Source organism: Ruegeria sp. CDSA079, assembly GCF_059612245.1.
The window spans coordinates 271,229-288,486 of the sequence record NZ_JBXWQF010000002.1; the positions used below are offsets into that span (position 1 = coordinate 271,229).

Sequence of the window (17,258 nt, forward strand, 5' to 3'; positions counted from 1 at the left end):
CTTAGGCCGCCGCGCCGTTGATCTCGTCCCAGGCGCGATTGATGTCGATCATCTTCTTTTCTGCCAACCGGATCGCTTCTTCCGGGACCCCGCGCGCCATCATGGCGTCCGGGTGAGTCTCACGAACCAACTGACGCCAGACTTTGCGAATCTCAGCCATGGGCATATCCCGAGACACACCCAGCACCACATATGGGTCGTTGGGCGCATCCGTTACAAACCGTGCGCGCAAGGCCAGAAACTGCGCATCTGTCTGGCCAAAAATGCGACTGACGTCTTCCAAAAACTCATTTTCGTTGGGATGATAGAAACCGTCGGCCATCGCAATGTGGAACAACCCCTCCATCAGGTCGCAAAGCGTGGTGCTGTCTTCGGAAAACATCCGCGCGATCTTGCGGGCATAGTCCTGATACCCGGCGACATCCGTGCGCGCCATATTGAAAACCCGCGCCGCGCCCTCTTCATCCTCGCGGGCGATCTGGAACACGTCGCGGAAGGCCGTGACCTCATCCCGCGTCACTTGCCCATCGGCCTTGGCCATTTTTGCACCCAGTGCAATCACGGCAATCGTGAACGCCACCGAGCGTTCAGGTGGTGAGCGCAGTTTTTCAAAAACGGCGGTCAGGCTTTCGCCTTGGGCAAGGGCGCTGAGCGCGTCGGATATGCGAGTCCAAATCGACATGGGCGTACCCTAGCGCCACAATAAGGGACTGTCAGGTGCGATAGATCATCCCGGTGAAAGAATTTTCTGCATCAGCACAAGATCCAGCCATTGCCCCCATTTGTAACCAACCTGAGGCAAATGCCCGACCTGTTCGAAGCCCAGCGCCGCGTGGAATGCAACAGCAGCAGGGTTTGCGGACGAGATACCCGCAACCAGCACGTGGATGCCCTTGGCCCGCGCTGCCTGCTCAAGCGCGGTCATTAAGGCGCGGCCCGCGCCTTTGCCGCGCGCGTCGCGTGCCAATTGGATCGAGTGTTCGCAACTGTGGGCATAACCGGGGCCAGAGCGGAAAGGTCCAAAGGTTGCAAACCCGACCACGTGATTGTCAACTTCTGCAACCAGAAACCCCGGACCTCGGGCGTGGATATCTTGGGCGATACTCTCAGCGCTGCGGGTATCGGTTGTAAACGTCACCAGCGTCTCGCGAATGATCTGATTGGTAATCTCGGCAATCGCGGGCGCATCTGCTGGCTGAGCAGGGCGAACCTTCATTCCAACACGCGCAGACCGTGCGGGGTTTCAACCTCGGCCCGCAGGGCGGCTGGGCCAGTGTCAAAAACCACCCCGTCGAGCGCGCCAAGATGCGTGGCCAATGTCAGCGCATCCGGGTGGTACACAACCAACCTGCGCAGGCGGCAACCGCTGTCTTGCAACATCTGTGCTGGGTGCAGATCACCCTGCCACTGGATCAGTGCAGGAAACAGGTTATCAAAAGGAAGACGACCAGTCGGTGGCACGGCCATGCGCCAACTCAGGGCCCCGCGGTTCAGATCGACAGGCGTTCCGACACCATCGGGAAATACTGACAGCGAAGCTTCGATATCGGGCACGCGGCAAATCCAGTTGGTCAAGCGAGGGTTGCCTGTAAACCGGTCCAGATCGAACCAGCGGGTCCGTTCCGGTGTCGGCGCGTCGGGGTCAATTGCAATCGCCTCAAGATACAATCCATCTTTGAGGCCCAATAATCGGTTATAGGTGCCAAACTTCTCGTGCTTGCCGCCCGCCTGCAGCGCCACGCCCAATGCCTGTTCGATATGCGCGGACGCTTCCTCCAGCGTTTCGCCAGCGACAGCCAGATGATCGAGCAACATGCGCCCCTCCTGAAAAAATTACGACCAGACCCAAGCAGGTCTGGTCGCATGTTTCCGACATTAGCGCAGGATCACAAGATTTTTCGACGGAAAATCTTGGCCAATGGTTAGTCGCGAGCTTCGCTGATCAGGCGCAGGATGTCCTGGGCCGCTTCGGGGATATTGGTGCCCGGACCAAAGATCGCTTTCACACCGTGGTCGTACAAGAACTGGTAATCCTGCTGCGGGATCACGCCGCCGCAGATCACGATAATGTCCTCGGCCCCGGCCTTTTTCAGTTCTTCCACCAACTGCGGGGCCAGCGTCTTGTGCCCCGCAGCCTGCGAAGAAATCCCGACCACATGCACGTCATTGTCCACTGCGTCCTGCGCGGCTTCGGCAGGTGTCTGGAACAAAGGCCCGACATCGACGTCAAATCCAATGTCCGCAAAGGCCGTCGCAATAACCTTGGCACCCCGGTCGTGACCATCCTGGCCCATTTTCACCACCAACAGGCGGGGGCGTCGTCCTTCAGCTTCGGCAAAGTCTTCAATGGATTTCTGGATCGCGGCAAAGCCTTCGTCACCTTCATAAGCCGCGCCATAAACACCGGCCAGCGTTTTCACTTCGGCGCGGTGACGGCCGAATTCTTTCTCCATTGCCATGCTGATCTCTCCTACGGATGCGCGGGCACGGGCGGCCTCAACCGCGGCAGCCAGCAGGTTGCCACCTTCGCGGGCGGTTTGGGTCAGATTGTCCAGTGCCGCTTGGCACGCACCCTCGTCACGGGTTGCACGGATACGTTCCAGTCGCGCGACCTGCGCTTCGCGCACGGCGACGTTGTCGACGTCCAGAATGTCGATTGGGTCTTCCTGTTCCTTGCGGTACTTGTTGACACCGACGATCACCTCATCACCACGGTCGATCATGGCCTGACGGCGCGCGGCGCTTTCCTCGATCCGTAGCTTGGGCATACCTGAAGCGACGGCCTTGGTCATGCCGCCCATCTCCTCGACCTCTTCCATCAGGGCCCAGGCCTTTTCGACCAGCTCGTTGGTCAGGCTTTCGATGTAATAAGAACCGGCCAGAGGGTCGACCACATCGGTCACGCCGGTCTCTTCCTGCAAAACCAATTGGGTGTTGCGCGCAATGCGGGCCGAAAAGTCAGTCGGCAGCGCAATCGCCTCGTCCAAAGCGTTGGTGTGCAGCGACTGGGTGCCGCCCAATACCGCGCTCATCGCCTCATAGGCTGTGCGGATCACGTTGTTATAGGGGTCCTGCTCTTGCAGCGACACGCCAGACGTCTGGCAGTGCGTGCGCAGCATCTTTGAACGGTCGGATTTAGCGCCGAACTCGGTCATCACGCGATGCCACAGGGTCCGCGCGGCGCGCAGTTTGGCAATCTCCATGAAGAAGTTCATGCCGATGGCAAAGAAGAACGACAGACGGCCCGCAAACTTATCCACGTCCATACCAGACTGTGTCGCGGCGCGTACATATTCGCGCCCGTCGGCCAGGGTATAGGCCAGTTCCTGCACCAGGTTCGCCCCGGCCTCTTGCATGTGATAGCCTGAGATCGAGATCGAGTTGAACTTGGGCATTTCGTTCGAGGTGTACTCGATAATGTCCGAGATGATCCGCATCGATGGCTCGGGCGGATAGATATAGGTGTTGCGCACCATGAACTCTTTCAGAATGTCGTTCTGAATGGTGCCGGACAGCACGGATTTGTCATGACCCTGCTCTTCGCCTGCTACAATGAAGCTGGCAAGGATCGGGACCACCGCCCCGTTCATGGTCATCGAAACCGAGACCTTGTCCAGCGGGATACCATCGAACAGGATTTTCATGTCCTCGACGCTGTCGATGGCCACACCCGCCTTGCCCACGTCGCCGACAACGCGAGGATGGTCGCTGTCATATCCGCGATGCGTGGCCAGATCGAAGGCGACCGAGACACCTTGCTGACCCGCAGCGAGGTTGCGGCGGTAGAAGGCGTTCGATTCCTCGGCAGTCGAAAAGCCTGCATATTGACGGATCGTCCAAGGGCGACCGGCATACATCGTTGCCTTCACCCCGCGCGTAAACGGACCAAACCCGGGCAGAGAGCCCATGTGCGGCAGATCAGCCGTATCTTCCTGCGTATAAAGCGGTTTAACGTCGATGCCTTCCAGCGTTTCTTTCGTTAGATCATCCAATGGTCGTCCGCGCAGCTCTTTCTCTGCCAGCGCACGCCAGTCCTTTGTGTCGGTCATTGAGGGGTCCTCTTGTCAATTCGGATCGCAGGCAACTGTAATCCGTGCGTATGGTTGATCAGCGTCGGGTCCACGGGGGCAACGCGCGACAAATTGAGCAGCTTGTGCAATTCGTCAGTCGCATTCGCGCGCGCAAGGGTTATATTCAACGGAACAGGAGGCCCTATGAACAAAACGCTTGCCTTTGTTTTCTCGGCACTAATACCGCTGGCAGCGATGGCCGCCGATGGGTCCGCGCCCGCTGATGATGAATTTGTCCGCCCTGTAGGCGACAGTGAGTTAAGCGATTTTTTGTGGACGCACCGGCCCATAGTCGTTTTTGCAGACACACCTGCCGATCCCAGGTTCCAGCAACAGATAGATATGCTTCTGGACGGGGAGGCGACCATGCGAGACCGGGATGTGGTGGTCCTGACCGATACCGACCCGTCGGCGCGATCCCCGATCCGGGCGCAACTACGCCCGCGCGGGTTCCAGATGGTGTTTGTCGACAAGGACGGTGTGGTCAAACTGCGCAAACCAAGCCCTTGGAGCGTGCGAGAGATCGGCCGGTCCATCGACAAGACCCCCCTGCGTGAGCGTGAAATCCGCGACCGACGCGAAGGCGGTTGAGCGCTTTCACAGCACCCCGTAGCCCCGGCGCAGAACGCCGGAGACTTTTGGAGATATGTTGAAAGCGCAGTCATGATCACTCGAACTCGATGATCACTTCGTCCACGGCGAGGCTGTCGCCGGGACCCGCATTGATCTTGGCAACCGTGCCTTTCTTCTCGGCGCGCAGGATGTTTTCCATCTTCATCGCCTCGATGGTGCAAAGCGCCTGACCTTCCTGCACCTCCTGTCCCACTTCGACATCGATTTTAACGACCAGGCCAGGCATCGGGCAGAGCAGCATTTTCGAAGTATCCGGCGGCAGTTTTTCCGGCATAAGCTTGGCCAGCTCGGCCTGGCGCGGACGCCGCACCCGCACCTTCATATCGGCACCGCGGTTGCGGATGCGGAACCCGCCCGAAATCTTGCCGACTTTCAGAACCAGCGGGCTGCCGTCAACGTCCAACATCGCCAGTTGATCACCCGGCGTCCAATCAGAAGAAACGCGAATGGTTGTATCATCTTCGAACTTGACCGTTGCGCCTTCTTTGTCAGCGTTAACCTGAACCGGAAACTCGAGACCTTCCAGCGAAACGACCCAGCGCTTACCGACTTTGCGTTCATGGTTGTCCATGCGGCCCGAAACTCGAGTGCGACGAATTTCTTCGACACGATGCATCGCTGCGCAAGAAGCTGCTATCCGACGAAGATCAAGTTCAGGCAGCTCTACACCTTCGAACCCGTCCGGATATTCTTCGGCAATGAAAGCGGTGGTCATGTCGCCACTGATAAATTTCGGGTGATCCATCACGGCCGACAGGAACGGAAGGTTGTGACCGATCCCTTCTACCTCGAAGCTGTCCAGCGCCACGCGCATCGCCTCGATCGCCTGTTCGCGAGTTGGCGCCCAAGTGCAGAGCTTGGCGATCATCGGGTCGTAATACATGCTGATCTCGCCGCCTTCATAAACGCCGGTATCATTACGCACCGCGGCCTCACCTTCCGGCGCATCGCCTTGCCATTTGCCGTTAACCAGCATCGGGCCAGCCGCTGTTTCTTGCGGAGGCCGATAACGCGAAAGGCGACCAATCGACGGCAGGAAGCCCCGATACGGGTCTTCAGCATACAGGCGATTCTCAATGGCCCAGCCAGTCAATGTGACCTCATCCTGCGTGATCGTCAGCTTCTCGCCCGCTGCTACACGGATCATCTGTTCGACCAGATCGACGCCGGTGATCAGTTCAGTAACGGGGTGCTCCACCTGCAAACGGGTGTTCATTTCGAGGAAGTAGAAGTTCTTGTCTCCGTCCACGATGAATTCGACCGTGCCTGCGCTGGCGTAGTTCACAGCCTGGGCCAGCGCGACAGCTTGTTCGCCCATCGCCTTGCGGGTTTCCGGATCAAGGAAGGGTGATGGTGCCTCTTCAACCACCTTCTGGTTCCGGCGCTGGATCGAACATTCACGCTCGCCCAGATAGATGCCGTTGCCATGGCTGTCACACAGGACCTGAATTTCGATGTGGCGGGGCTGAGTGACGAACTTCTCGATAAAAATCCGGTCATCACCAAACGAGTTTGCAGCCTCGTTCTTGGACGATTGGAACCCTTCGCGGGCTTCTTCGTCGGTCCACGCAATTCGCATGCCCTTACCACCGCCACCAGCACTGGCTTTGATCATGACAGGATAACCGATTTCGTTCGAGATCTTCACCGCCTCGTCCGCGTCTTCGATCAGGCCCATGTAACCGGGAACAGTTGAAACACCGGCCTCTTGTGCAATCTTTTTCGAGGTGATCTTGTCGCCCATGCTTTCGATCGCACCAACCGGAGGGCCGACAAAGGCGACGCCTTCAGCCTCGAGTGCTTGAGCAAACTTCGAGTTTTCCGACAAGAACCCATAACCCGGATGTACCGCCTGCGCGCCGCTTTGACGAATGGCGTCCATGACCTTGTCGATCACGATGTAGGACTGGTTGGCGGGCGGTGGGCCAATATGAACGGCCTCATCTGCCATCGACACATGCAGCGCGTTCTTGTCCGCGTCCGAGAATATGGCGACGGTGCCGATACCCATCTTGCGGGCGGTCTTGATGACCCGGCAGGCGATTTCGCCCCGGTTGGCGATCAGGATCTTATTGAACATGGAACGTCCTTTGGCTTGGTGTTCTGGAAACGCAAAACGCCGCCGCAGGGAACGATCCCCACGACGGCGTGATGCGCGATGACGGATGGGACGACGCGCGCCCCGAAAAAGATGCGTTAGTTACAGGTGTTCTGCGTTTTGCAGTAAAGCACGTTGCCTGCCGCGCCGACGGCCGCGCCAAACAACGGATCGGCGTTGAGGACAGCCGCCCCCACTGCCCCGGCACCACCGCCGAGGATTGCCTGTTCGCCCGTGGTGTCGCCGCAGGCGGCCAGGCCCGCACAGGTTGCCGCAACAAGGATGAGTCGTGAGAATCGCATTGTGTCTGCCCTTTTTGGTTTTCTTGTCCTTTTGGGCTCAGATGCGCGAAAGGCGAGCTGTTATTCAATATCAATAGGCAAGTGGGCAGATTTTGTGCAGGTTCTTGCCTCTTTTTACCTGCGAGGCACCCAAAGAAAAACGCGGACAGGTCTTTGTGGGGAACACAAGCCTGCCCGCGCAAGGAAGGGGTACGGAATAGTAGGTGCATGTGCGGCGCAGGCAAAGTAGAGCCGCACGGCCCTGTCAGTTTGCACGCCACAATTAGGTGCGCAAACAAAGTATTGTTTCCAACTGAGATTCCGGCTGGAAATTGCCCATCTCTTGCAAACCCGCGCGAAATAGCGCCGACCAAAGATTTCGACATTCCGTCAAAACCAGGGGCTTGCCTTGTCACATTGGCGTTACAATGCCGGTTTGGATGGCGGCTTTTTGCACGCGCAGCATCACGCAGCGACAGCTTTCTGCATCGCAAAAACGCCTTCGGATTCATATGGTTGACAGACCTGTTCACCCACGTGTGAGAATTTGACGCATAATTTGCACAATTCCTTGAGATATTTGATCTTTTTTGTCCCATTCTCGTGATTTCCGTCGCCGCAAACCGCGTGAAACGGTGTTGGTGCACACTCGCACACAAGGAAACACCCACATGACGACGACAAGACTGAAGGCACTCCTGCTTGCTGCCTCCGCGCTTAGTGTGACCGGCACGCTTGCATATGCTCAGGACGCCCAGACCCAAGCCGAACTCGACGCGTTGCGCGCCCGGGTTGAAGCGCTGGAAACTGCCAAAAGCAGCCCGGCCAACGGCGACTTTCGGATCGGCAATACCACTTTGGACGTATACGGGTACGTCAAGGCCGACTTCTTCTATGACTTCGAATTCGATCAGGGCGATACCGCCTTCGTGAACGTCATAGGTGAACCCTCTGCCGCGACCGATGGCACCTTTGGCGCCACTGTGCGCCAATCGCGGATCGGCTTGCGCACCACAACACCCAGCGGGATCGGAGACATCGGAGGTCAGCTGGAGCTTGACCTGTTCGGCTCCGGTGGCACCGCCGAGCTGCGCGTGCGTCATGCGAACATCACGATCGGCGACCAATTCCTGATCGGTCAGTACTGGACTAACTTCCAGCCGCTGGACACCTATCCGACCTCGGTTGAATTCAACGGACCGGTCGGCATCGCCTTCGCCCGTGTTCCACAGTTGCGTTACACTGGGCAGTTGGGAAGCAATGCTCAGTTTGCCGTTTCGGTGGAAGAAAACGTCAGCGGTTCCAATTCCGAAGACCCGGTCCTGACCGCTTCGGCGGAGTACAACGATGGCACGTATATCGCACGTGGTGCTGTGCTGTATGGCAAAGCCAATTCCGGCAATGTCGAGGTTGATCAAACAGGCTTCACCGCCTCTGCCTCGGTCCGTCCGTGGGAAGGCGGACTGTTCCAGGTCAACTATGTGACAGGTGAGGCCCTTGGCCCGTACTTGATCGGCCTCGGGGATGCCATTGTCGGTGGACAGGCGAACGACGTGGATGGCTATACCGTCGAATTCAGACAAGATCTGGGTCCGAAATGGAATGTCGGCATAGCCTATGGTCGTGAGGACTATGATCTTCCCACCTCGACCGGCACATTGTCCTTTACCGAGCTGGAAACGATCCACGTCAACGCCTTCTACAAGGCGACCGACAATCTGACCCTCAGCGCCGAGTATATCTATGGTGAGCGAAACGACGCGCCCACCGGTCGCACATTTGACGGCAGCCGCGTTCAACTTGCTGCTCAGCTGAACTTCTGATGCCACACACAGATCCTGCCCGGATTTGGGCAGGATCGCCGCAAAACCGGGTTCGGCAAACTGATATGCGGCAGCCAGTGTCACAGTCAGCCCATCCCGTCGATGATTTCGGGAAAGGATGCGCGGGCCGCATCCACATCAATAACCAAAAGCGCATCATAACTGGCCGGATCAAACGGATCCTCTGCCGGAATGACCTCGCGCCCGTACAACCAGCTCAGGCGGCCTGCATCCAGATTGCCCCGCTCGAACGGCTGATCGCCGAAATGCGTCCATAGCGCCTCCAAGAACGCGGTGTCCGCGCGCTTGTCCGCAGGTTTGCGGTCGCGAAACCTTTCCCTGCGGGTCAGCGGTGTCACGCCTTTTGGGTTGGCGCGGCGAATGGTGAACTGAAAATCTGTACCAGTCAGACGACCGGGAAACCCGCGATGCTTCAGCATGTCAGCACCTCCGGCTTAACAGTTACAGACAAAGACAAATCGAGCCCGAAAAGGGATGGGATCATGTTGCGCACCTCCAAAGCCGCACCGTTGGTCTGAGATGCTCTGATGTCATGAAGGGAAAAATTCATGATCAAAGCCCCTCCCAGATACACCGGGATTGCTCCAGCCGGTAGGCTTCAAAAAACTGCGTCGCGTCCGGGGCGGCATCGCCGAATTCCACCGGTCTGTCCGACAACGAAATGACAACACGCGTCGGCTGCAAGTTATGTTGCGTCACATAGGGAACCGCCAGAATTTGGCACAGATGCTCCATGTCCTTCGACGCCACATCATAGGTGATCCGCCCAACCGTCGCGCCGATCTTTGGGGCGATGAACCGAAAACGCAGCCAAAGCTCGCCCGGATTGTTGTCGAGCAAGACGTCGTCCAAGTGCACCGGCTGGCCGGAGGGCACTGGCAGCGGGGCATCCGATTGAGCAAAAACAGGCGTACAAAGCGCACAAAACACCAGACAAATGGCGCGATCCCGGACTCGCCGAAGGCGAGCTCCTCCTTCCGGGATCGCGCGCGCAGTGCTGTTGAACTGCGCTGTTCTATGTCTGATGGGTCGGATCATTCAACTATTTGCCGATTCTTGTCAATTCCGCCTCAATTTTGAGCAGTTTTTGCCCAAATCTAAGCCTGACAGCAGGGAAGAGTACCGGGGCAGCCTCACCGCCCCGGATCGGTCACAGCGGGATATTGTCGTGTTTTTTCCACGGGTTCTTCAGCTGCTTGCCCCGCAGGCTGGCAAACGCCTTGGACACGCGGCGGCGGGTTGATTGCGGCATGATCACCTCGTCCACAAAGCCGCGTTCGGCTGCCACAAAGGGATTGGCAAACCGATCTTCGTAATCCGCGACGTGCTGTGCGGTCTTTTCCGCATCCCCAAGATCCGCTCGGTGGATGATTTCGGTTGCACCTTTTGCCCCCATCACCGCGATCTCGGCCGTGGGCCAGGCATAGTTGAAATCGCCGCGCAGGTGCTTGGACGCCATAACCACATAAGCACCACCATAGGCTTTCCGCGTGATCACAGTCACTTTGGGAACTGTGGCCTCACCATAAGCATAAAGCAGCTTCGCACCGTGTTTGATCACACCGCTATATTCCTGCTGCGTGCCTGGCAAAAAGCCAGGAACATCCACAAAGGTCAGGATCGGAATTTCAAAGCAATCGCAGAAACGCACAAAGCGTGCCGCCTTGCGCGAGCTGTCAATGTCCAGACATCCTGCCAGAACCATCGGCTGGTTGGCGACGACGCCCACGGTTTGCCCTTCAAGCCGGATGAAGCCGGTGATGATGTTCTTGGCAAAATCTTCCTGGATTTCGTAAAAGTCACCCTCATCCGCCACTTTGGTGATGAGCTCCTTCATGTCATAAGGTGAGTTTGGGTTATCCGGAATCAGTGTGTCCAGCGATGGCTCAAGCCGGCCAGGTTCGTCAAAGAACGGACGGACTGGTGGTTTCTCGCGATTGTTGAGGGGCAGGAAATCCACCAGTCGACGTACTTCCGCCAGTGCCTCGACATCGTTTTCAAACGCCGCATCCGCAACCGAAGACTTTTTGGTATGCGTCGAAGCACCACCCAGTTCCTCGGCCGTGACAACCTCGTTGGTAACGGTTTTGACCACGTCAGGGCCGGTCACAAACATGTAAGACGAATCTTTTACCATGAAGATAAAGTCGGTCATCGCCGGGCTATAAACCGCGCCACCGGCACAAGGGCCCATGATTACACTGATCTGCGGAACAACACCGGAGGCCGTGATGTTGCGCTGGAACACTTCGGCATAGCCAGCCAGCGAAGCAACACCTTCCTGGATTCGCGCCCCACCCGAGTCGTTGATCCCGATGATCGGCGCGCCGTTCTGCACTGCCATATCCATGATCTTGCAAATCTTCTGCGCATGAGTTTCCGAAAGCGACCCGCCAAAAACAGTGAAATCCTGGCTGAACACATAGACCATACGGCCGTTGATCGTGCCCCAGCCGGTGACGACACCATCCCCCGCAGGCTTTTGGTTTTCCATCCCAAATTCAGTACAGCGATGGCTGACAAACATGTCGAATTCTTCAAAGCTGCCTTCATCCAGCAACAGCTCGACCCGCTCGCGCGCGGTCAGTTTGCCGCGTGAATGCTGGGCATCGATCCGTCTTTGCCCTCCGCCCAGCCGTGCATCGCCGCGGCGGTCTTCCAACTCAGAAAGGATGTCTTTCATGGCGAGTATCCCCTATAAAATTTGACGCGACTCTACCCGTTCGCCTTCCTCAGCCAAAGTTCTTTTCGGCAAATTTGCAAATTTTAAGCAACAGCCTTTTGGATAACTGCAAATTAGCTAAGTATCACATTGAATTCTCCGGATGGCTGGCTTTCCAAAAATCCATGGCTATACATGTGAACCATGCAGTTCAGCTCTGGCGCCGTTTCGCGCACACCACCTACATTGGCAACGCTTGTCTTGCTTTCGGGCCTGTCCGCCCTGAGCATGAACCTGTTCCTGCCCAGCTTGCCCAATATGGCCCTGTATTTCGAAACCGATTACAAGGTCATGCAGCTGTCGATTGCCTTGTACCTGCTGATCAACGCCGTTCTGCAAATCGTGATTGGACCGCTCGCAGACAAGGCAGGTCGCAGACCCGTTCTGCTTTGGGGGCTCGCGCTGTTCCTGCTGGCAACCCTGGGGTGTATCTATGCGCCCAACGCCGAAATTTTTCTGATCTTCAGGATGTGCCAGGCGGTTGTGGTCGTGGGCATGGTTCTCAGCCGTGCCGCAGTACGTGACATGTATGACCAAGATCAGGCGGCTTCGATGATCGGCTATGTGACCATGGGCATGGCCGTGGTCCCCATGATCGGCCCCGCTATCGGCGGCATTTTGGAAGAGACGCTTGGCTGGAAAGCCAATTTCTGGCTGCCTTTTGCCATCGGCGCATTAACTTTGTTCCTGACATTCACGGATTTCGGCGAAACGGCCGCTAAAAGCGGGAAATCCCTTGTACAGCAATTCAAAGAATACCCCGAGTTGCTGACTTCGCCCCGCTTTTGGGGGTATTCGCTAGCCTGTGCCTTCTCGTCAGGGGCGTTCTTTGCCTATCTGGGCGGCGCACCCTTCATCGGCACTGAATTGTTCGGGTTAAGCGCCGCTCAGGTCGGCATTTATTTTGGCGCGCCAGCCGTCGGATATTTTGCGGGAAACTTTATCAGCGGGCGCTACTCCGTGCGAGTCGGGGTAAATCGCATGGTGCTTTGGGGCAGCCTGTTGAACGCCTTCGGTGTCGCCCTGTCAGCCCTGTTTTTTCTTGCAGGCAGCGGCACCGCGCTCAGCTTTTTTGGACTTATGACCTTTGTCGGTGTGGGCAACGGCATGGTCATTCCCAATGCAACATCGGGCGCTCTATCAGTTCGCCCCCATCTGGCGGCAACAGCGTCGGGCCTGAGTGGCGCCATCATGTTGGGCGGCGGCGCGGGACTCAGCGCATTGGCAGGCGCACTGCTGACCCACGAAACCGGCGCAATGCCGCTGTTGTGGCTGATGCTGACCACCGCCCTTCTGGCCATTTGCGCCATCGCGGCCGTCATCCGACGGGAACGGCAATTGGGGCTCTGACAGCTTGCGCAGACCAGTTTGCAAAGTTAGTCTTCGGATTTAGAATACTTGCAAAGGCCCCCAATGGCGACTCAAAAACTCTATGCGGGTGCAAAGCTGCGCGAGATGCGCACACGCCTGACCCTGACGCAACGGGAATTCGCAGCCAAGCTGGGTGTTTCCCTGCCTTACCTGAACCAGATGGAGAACAACAACAGACCGATTTCAACAACGGTTGTGTTGGCTCTGGCGCAGGAATTCGGCATGGACGTGACCGAGCTGAGCACCGGTGACAGCGAACGACTTGTGTCCGACATGCGCGAGGCATTGGCCGATCCGGTGTTTGCCGATATCCAACCTCCACTGGCTGATTTGCGCCTGACGGCGTCCAATGCACCCGCCCTGGCACGCGCATTCATCGAGTTACACAAAACCTACCGCCAAACCCACGAACGCCTTGCGTCACTGGACGAAGCACTGGGTCGCGAAGACGCCCGCATTCAGGCCAGCCCATGGGAGGAAGTGCGGGATTTCTTTCACTACTGCGACAACTATATCGACGCTGTGGACAGGGCGGCGGAACTGTTTGCCAACCGGGCAGACGGGCCTGGGAACATCCGCCAGGCCGCTTTGAACAGCCTGACGGAACGCGGCATACAGGTGATATTTTCAGACATTGCACCCCTGCGCACGTATGACGCCGAAAGCAAGATACTGCGTCTATCGTCACGCGCCGCGCCGCAAACACAAGTGTTCCAATTGCTGTTGCAGGTTGCCTTGATCAGCCAGGACAAACTGTTGGAAGCGACGCTGGATTTTGCGAAGTTCCAAAGCGACGAGGCCCGGTCAATTGCAAAGATCGGCCTGGCCAACTATTTTGCCGGCGCATCATTGATGCCCTATTCCACCTTCCTGACCGCCGCGCAGGAAGAGCGCCACGATCTGGAACTGCTCAGCAATCGGTTCGGCGCTTCGATCGAGCAGGTTGCTCATCGATTGTCGACGCTTCAACGCCCCGGAGCAAAGGGTATCCCTTTCTTTTTCGTCCGGGTTGATCAGGCCGGAACGATTACCAAACGGCACTCGGCCACCCGTCTGCAATTTGCACGGTTTGGTGGCGCGTGCCCCCTGTGGAACGTACATCGGGCCTTTGAAACGCCCGGTCATTTCCTTCGGCAACTGGCGGAAACGCCGGATGGGGTGCGCTATATCTCGCTGGCGCGGGATGTGTCGAAATCCGGGGGATCATTCGGTGCGCCCGTCAGGCGGTATGCAATCGCATTGGGGTGTGAGGTGCGCCATGCGCCCGCGCTGGTTTATGCCGACAACCTCGATATCAACAACGCAAGCGCCTACGAGCCTATCGGTATCTCCTGCCGCATCTGCGAACGGCAGAATTGCCACCAGCGTTCGGTTCCTCCGCTTGAGCGTCGTCTAAGCATTGACACCCATACTCGTGGCACCCTGCCCTACGAAGTTACCTGATCTTGACCAGGCAAGGCGTATTCCGGGGGCGCTGCCCCCGGCACTGTGATCAGGCTTTGGACAAAATCGCCCAGATTTCGTCTTTCAGCGCTGCCCGCTTCTTGCGCAAATCAACTTCGGCCAGTTCTTCCATAGGCTCGACATTGGTTTCCGCCCGGTGCACCACACGATTGACTTCGTGGTACTCGTCGGCCAGCCGGGCAAAATGCGCGTCCGATTGCTTGAGCTGGCTCATCAGTTCGACCTTGTCCGGAAACTCTTCGGCCAGTTCATGCGGGGTGTGGGACATATCTGTTCGCTCCATAATAAGTCGTTGCACATCAGTCGTAGATGCGTCTGGCTGCACTCGCTTTGACGCGGATCAATTTCATGCAGATTTCAACGTCTCGAAGCGGGCCACCCGGCAGCGCGTGCCTCAGCGGCGGAACAAAACCAACGCTCGCCTTTGGACGTATCAATCCGGGTTTTGGCATAGAAGTTCTAGCCCGGCCGGTGATATATCCTGTCACCTTTGGCAGAGATGTTCCCTTTGATCCGGCACGCATCGGACGATCTGGACTTTCCTGCCGTCCGATGCACCCAAGGCACCTGAACCTTCTGCTGATGCAGTCCGACACGTCGCGCCTTTGCGTCCTTTTCAGCACCCGCATAGGTAGAGGAATACTTGCGATAAGCAAAGGCCAATCCCTGCCGCACGAGTTGATCCGCCGCATCCTGAGCCCTAACCGTGCAATTTGCGACGATACGATCATAGCGATCGCGATCTAACGGTATGAAGGGCGCTGTTTTTCCCTGAAACTGCTGCCGAACCTCCTGCGTAACCCAGGCACCGCACGGCCAGTGTGAGCCTTTGGCATCCTGACAGGTTTGGTCCAACTCAGGGGCATCGATTCCATGCAATCGAACCCGAACGCCGCCCACATCCCAGGTATCGGCATCAATCACATGAACCCGACCCGTGAGTCGTTCTGCAGCCAGCGCTACGCACGGCAAAAGAAGAACAAAAGCTAAACAAATCCTTAACATGCCCCCGATATGCGCTTGAAATCACGCATATTCAACCGGAGGCACGCCAAAAGGTTAACGCTGCGCAGATGCCCAGTTTGGGTGAATCCAGGGCCGATCATTGGCTTTGGGCAGCGGGTCCTTGCCCAACAGGGAATCCGATAATTTCTCGCCCACCATGATTGACGGCGCGTTGAGGTTGCCGTTGGTGATCTGAGGAAAGATCGAACTGTCTGCAACGCGCAGCCCATCCACACCGATGACACGGCCTTCGGGATCGACCACGGCGTTTTTGTCATCCGCACGCCCCATTCGGCAGGTGCCGCAAGGGTGATAGGCGCTTTCGGCATGTTCCGAGATAAAGGCGTTCAGCTCTTCATCCGTTTGCACAGCAGAACCCGGCTGGATTTCTTTGCCTGCATAGGGTTTGAACGCGTCCTGGCCAAAGATTTCGCGGGTCAGACGTATACAGGTGCGGAAATCTTCCCAATCCTGTTCATGGCTCATGTAGTTGAACCTGATCACCGGCGCATCCGTGGCTTTTGCCGATCGCAGCGTAACTGCCCCGCGCGACGGGGACCGCATCGGGCCAACATGCGCCTGGAACCCGTGCCCTTCTGCAGCCGCCTGCCCGTCATAACGCACGGCGATGGGCAGGAAATGGTACTGAATGTCCGGATACTCGACCCCCAGTTTCGACCGGATGAAAGCCGCACTTTCGAACTGGTTCGATGCCCCCAAGCCGGTTTTCGTAAACAGCCATTGCGCCCCGATCAAACCCTTGCTGACCAAGTTCCAGTGTTTATACAGCGTGATTGGCTGCAGCGAGGCCTGCTGGATGTAAAGCTCCAGATGGTCCTGCAGGTTTGCGCCAACCCCCGGACGATCCGCCACAACATCGATCCCATGCTCGGCCAGATGCGCGGCGGGGCCGATGCCGGACAACATCAGCAACTTGGGCGAGTTGATCGACGACGCCGCCAATACCACTTCGCGTCGGGCTTTGATCACCTCTTTCTTGCCGCCGCGGATCAGTTCGACACCGGTGGCGCGACCGTTTTCCATCACGACCCGAGACGCAAGGCCCCGTACGATATCGCAATTGTCGCGTTTGAGAGCGGGCTTCAGATAGGCATTTGCCGCCGACCAGCGCCGTCCTTTCCAGACGGTCTGCTCCATCGGGCCAAAGCCTTCCTGCTTTTCACCGTTATAGTCGCCTGTCACCTCGTAACCAGCTTGCTGGCCTGCATCGACAAACGCCTTGAACAAAGGGTTGTCACGAGGGCCACGCGAGACGTGAAGCGGACCATCAGTACCCCGCCATGTCGGATCACCGCCGTGACCTCCGTCGTGCCAGCTTTCCATGCGCTTGTAGTAAGGCAGCACATCCGCATAAGACCAGCCATCTGCCCCCATCTCGGCCCATGTGTCAAAATCACGCGCGTGACCGCGAACGTAGACCATACCATTGATTGAGGACGAGCCGCCGATCACCTTGCCGCGCGGACAAGCCAGACGACGGTTCTTCAGGTGCGGCTCAGGTTCGGACTGATAGCCCCAATCATAGCGCGACATGTTCATGGGGTAGCTGAGAGCCGCCGGCATCTGAATGAACGGACCTGCGTCGGTGCCACCGTGTTCAATCACCAGAACCGAGGCCCCGGCTTCGCTTAGGCGATACGCCATTGCGCAGCCTGCGGACCCTGCGCCAACGATGACAAAATCTGCTTCCATTTCCATAACTCCTGCCCCGCCAAGAAGGTTGGACGCCTCCGGCGGGGGTATTTTCAC

General features: G+C 57.6%; 16 protein-coding genes. 4 read left to right on the forward strand and 12 right to left on the reverse strand.

Annotated features, from left to right (window positions below):
• Window position 1: 1 nt before the first annotated feature.
• The 4 genes from AC2FJZ_RS03445 to scpA all read right to left on the reverse strand — a co-directional run bounded on the left by AC2FJZ_RS03445 (window position 2) and on the right by scpA (window position 4,049).
• Window positions 2–682 carry a TerB family tellurite resistance protein gene (locus AC2FJZ_RS03445; protein WP_496667758.1) on the reverse strand — a complete coding sequence of 227 codons (681 nt, stop codon included), beginning with the start codon at window positions 680–682 and terminating at the stop codon, window positions 2–4.
• 45 nt (window positions 683–727) lie between these two features.
• Window positions 728–1,216, reverse strand: coding sequence for a GNAT family N-acetyltransferase (locus AC2FJZ_RS03450; protein WP_496776063.1), 489 nt, complete (start codon window positions 1,214–1,216; stop codon window positions 728–730).
• Window positions 1,213–1,815, reverse strand: a complete 603-nt coding sequence (locus AC2FJZ_RS03455) for a VOC family protein (protein WP_496776064.1) — start codon at window positions 1,813–1,815, stop codon at window positions 1,213–1,215. Before AC2FJZ_RS03455 ends, AC2FJZ_RS03450 begins: the two co-directional genes overlap by 4 nt.
• 107 nt (window positions 1,816–1,922) lie before the next feature.
• Entirely contained in the window at window positions 1,923–4,049 is a 2,127-nt protein-coding gene (gene scpA / locus AC2FJZ_RS03460) for a methylmalonyl-CoA mutase (RefSeq protein WP_496776065.1), read from the reverse strand.
• A gap of 165 nt (window positions 4,050–4,214) precedes the next feature.
• Between scpA and AC2FJZ_RS03465 the strand changes: the two genes are divergently transcribed.
• Window positions 4,215–4,661, forward strand: coding sequence for a DUF4174 domain-containing protein (locus AC2FJZ_RS03465; protein ID WP_050602896.1), 447 nt, complete (start codon window positions 4,215–4,217; stop codon window positions 4,659–4,661).
• Window positions 4,662–4,737: 76 nt separating this feature from the next.
• Here the strand turns inward: AC2FJZ_RS03465 and AC2FJZ_RS03470 are convergent, their stop codons facing one another.
• On the reverse strand, window positions 4,738–6,783 hold the full coding sequence (locus AC2FJZ_RS03470; protein WP_496776066.1) for an acetyl-CoA carboxylase biotin carboxylase subunit: 2,046 nt from the start codon (window positions 6,781–6,783) through the stop codon (window positions 4,738–4,740).
• A 116-nt stretch (window positions 6,784–6,899) separates the two neighbouring features.
• On the reverse strand, window positions 6,900–7,103 hold the full coding sequence (locus AC2FJZ_RS03475; protein WP_083445188.1) for a hypothetical protein: 204 nt from the start codon (window positions 7,101–7,103) through the stop codon (window positions 6,900–6,902).
• Between the two features lie 650 nt (window positions 7,104–7,753).
• Here AC2FJZ_RS03475 and AC2FJZ_RS03480 point away from each other — a divergent pair.
• Window positions 7,754–8,905 (forward strand): DcaP family trimeric outer membrane transporter, encoded by a 1,152-nt coding sequence (locus tag AC2FJZ_RS03480; protein WP_496776067.1) that lies wholly within the window; start codon window positions 7,754–7,756, stop codon window positions 8,903–8,905.
• Between the two features lie 86 nt (window positions 8,906–8,991).
• Here AC2FJZ_RS03480 and AC2FJZ_RS03485 read toward each other — a convergent pair whose 3' ends face one another.
• The 3 genes from AC2FJZ_RS03485 to AC2FJZ_RS03495 all read right to left on the reverse strand — a co-directional run bounded on the left by AC2FJZ_RS03485 (window position 8,992) and on the right by AC2FJZ_RS03495 (window position 11,609).
• Window positions 8,992–9,345, reverse strand: a complete 354-nt coding sequence (locus tag AC2FJZ_RS03485; RefSeq protein WP_496667751.1) for a hypothetical protein — start codon at window positions 9,343–9,345, stop codon at window positions 8,992–8,994.
• Between the two features lie 133 nt (window positions 9,346–9,478).
• The gene (locus AC2FJZ_RS03490) at window positions 9,479–9,856 is read right to left on the reverse strand and encodes a DUF6497 family protein (RefSeq protein WP_496776130.1); all 378 of its coding nucleotides are present in this window, start codon (window positions 9,854–9,856) and stop codon (window positions 9,479–9,481) included.
• Between the two features lie 220 nt (window positions 9,857–10,076).
• A complete protein-coding gene (locus tag AC2FJZ_RS03495; RefSeq protein ID WP_496667749.1) occupies window positions 10,077–11,609 on the reverse strand; it encodes an acyl-CoA carboxylase subunit beta in 1,533 nt (510 codons plus the stop codon).
• A 183-nt stretch (window positions 11,610–11,792) separates the two neighbouring features.
• Between AC2FJZ_RS03495 and AC2FJZ_RS03500 the strand changes: the two genes are divergently transcribed.
• Together AC2FJZ_RS03500 and AC2FJZ_RS03505 are read left to right on the forward strand one after the other, a co-directional pair.
• The gene (locus tag AC2FJZ_RS03500; protein ID WP_496776068.1) at window positions 11,793–12,998 is read left to right on the forward strand and encodes a multidrug effflux MFS transporter; all 1,206 of its coding nucleotides are present in this window, start codon (window positions 11,793–11,795) and stop codon (window positions 12,996–12,998) included.
• A 63-nt stretch (window positions 12,999–13,061) separates the two neighbouring features.
• Window positions 13,062–14,462 carry a helix-turn-helix domain-containing protein gene (locus tag AC2FJZ_RS03505; protein WP_496667747.1) on the forward strand — a complete coding sequence of 467 codons (1,401 nt, stop codon included), beginning with the start codon at window positions 13,062–13,064 and terminating at the stop codon, window positions 14,460–14,462.
• 49 nt (window positions 14,463–14,511) lie between these two features.
• Here the strand turns inward: AC2FJZ_RS03505 and AC2FJZ_RS03510 are convergent, their stop codons facing one another.
• From AC2FJZ_RS03510 to betA, 3 genes are all read right to left on the reverse strand, one after another.
• Window positions 14,512–14,751, reverse strand: a complete 240-nt coding sequence (locus AC2FJZ_RS03510; protein WP_496667746.1) for an HP1242/YdcH family protein — start codon at window positions 14,749–14,751, stop codon at window positions 14,512–14,514.
• Window positions 14,752–14,942: 191 nt separating this feature from the next.
• The gene (locus tag AC2FJZ_RS03515; RefSeq protein WP_496776069.1) at window positions 14,943–15,407 is read right to left on the reverse strand and encodes a thermonuclease family protein; all 465 of its coding nucleotides are present in this window, start codon (window positions 15,405–15,407) and stop codon (window positions 14,943–14,945) included.
• Between the two features lie 135 nt (window positions 15,408–15,542).
• Window positions 15,543–17,201 carry a choline dehydrogenase gene (gene betA, locus AC2FJZ_RS03520; protein WP_496667744.1) on the reverse strand — a complete coding sequence of 553 codons (1,659 nt, stop codon included), beginning with the start codon at window positions 17,199–17,201 and terminating at the stop codon, window positions 15,543–15,545.
• Window positions 17,202–17,258: the final 57 nt, after the last annotated feature.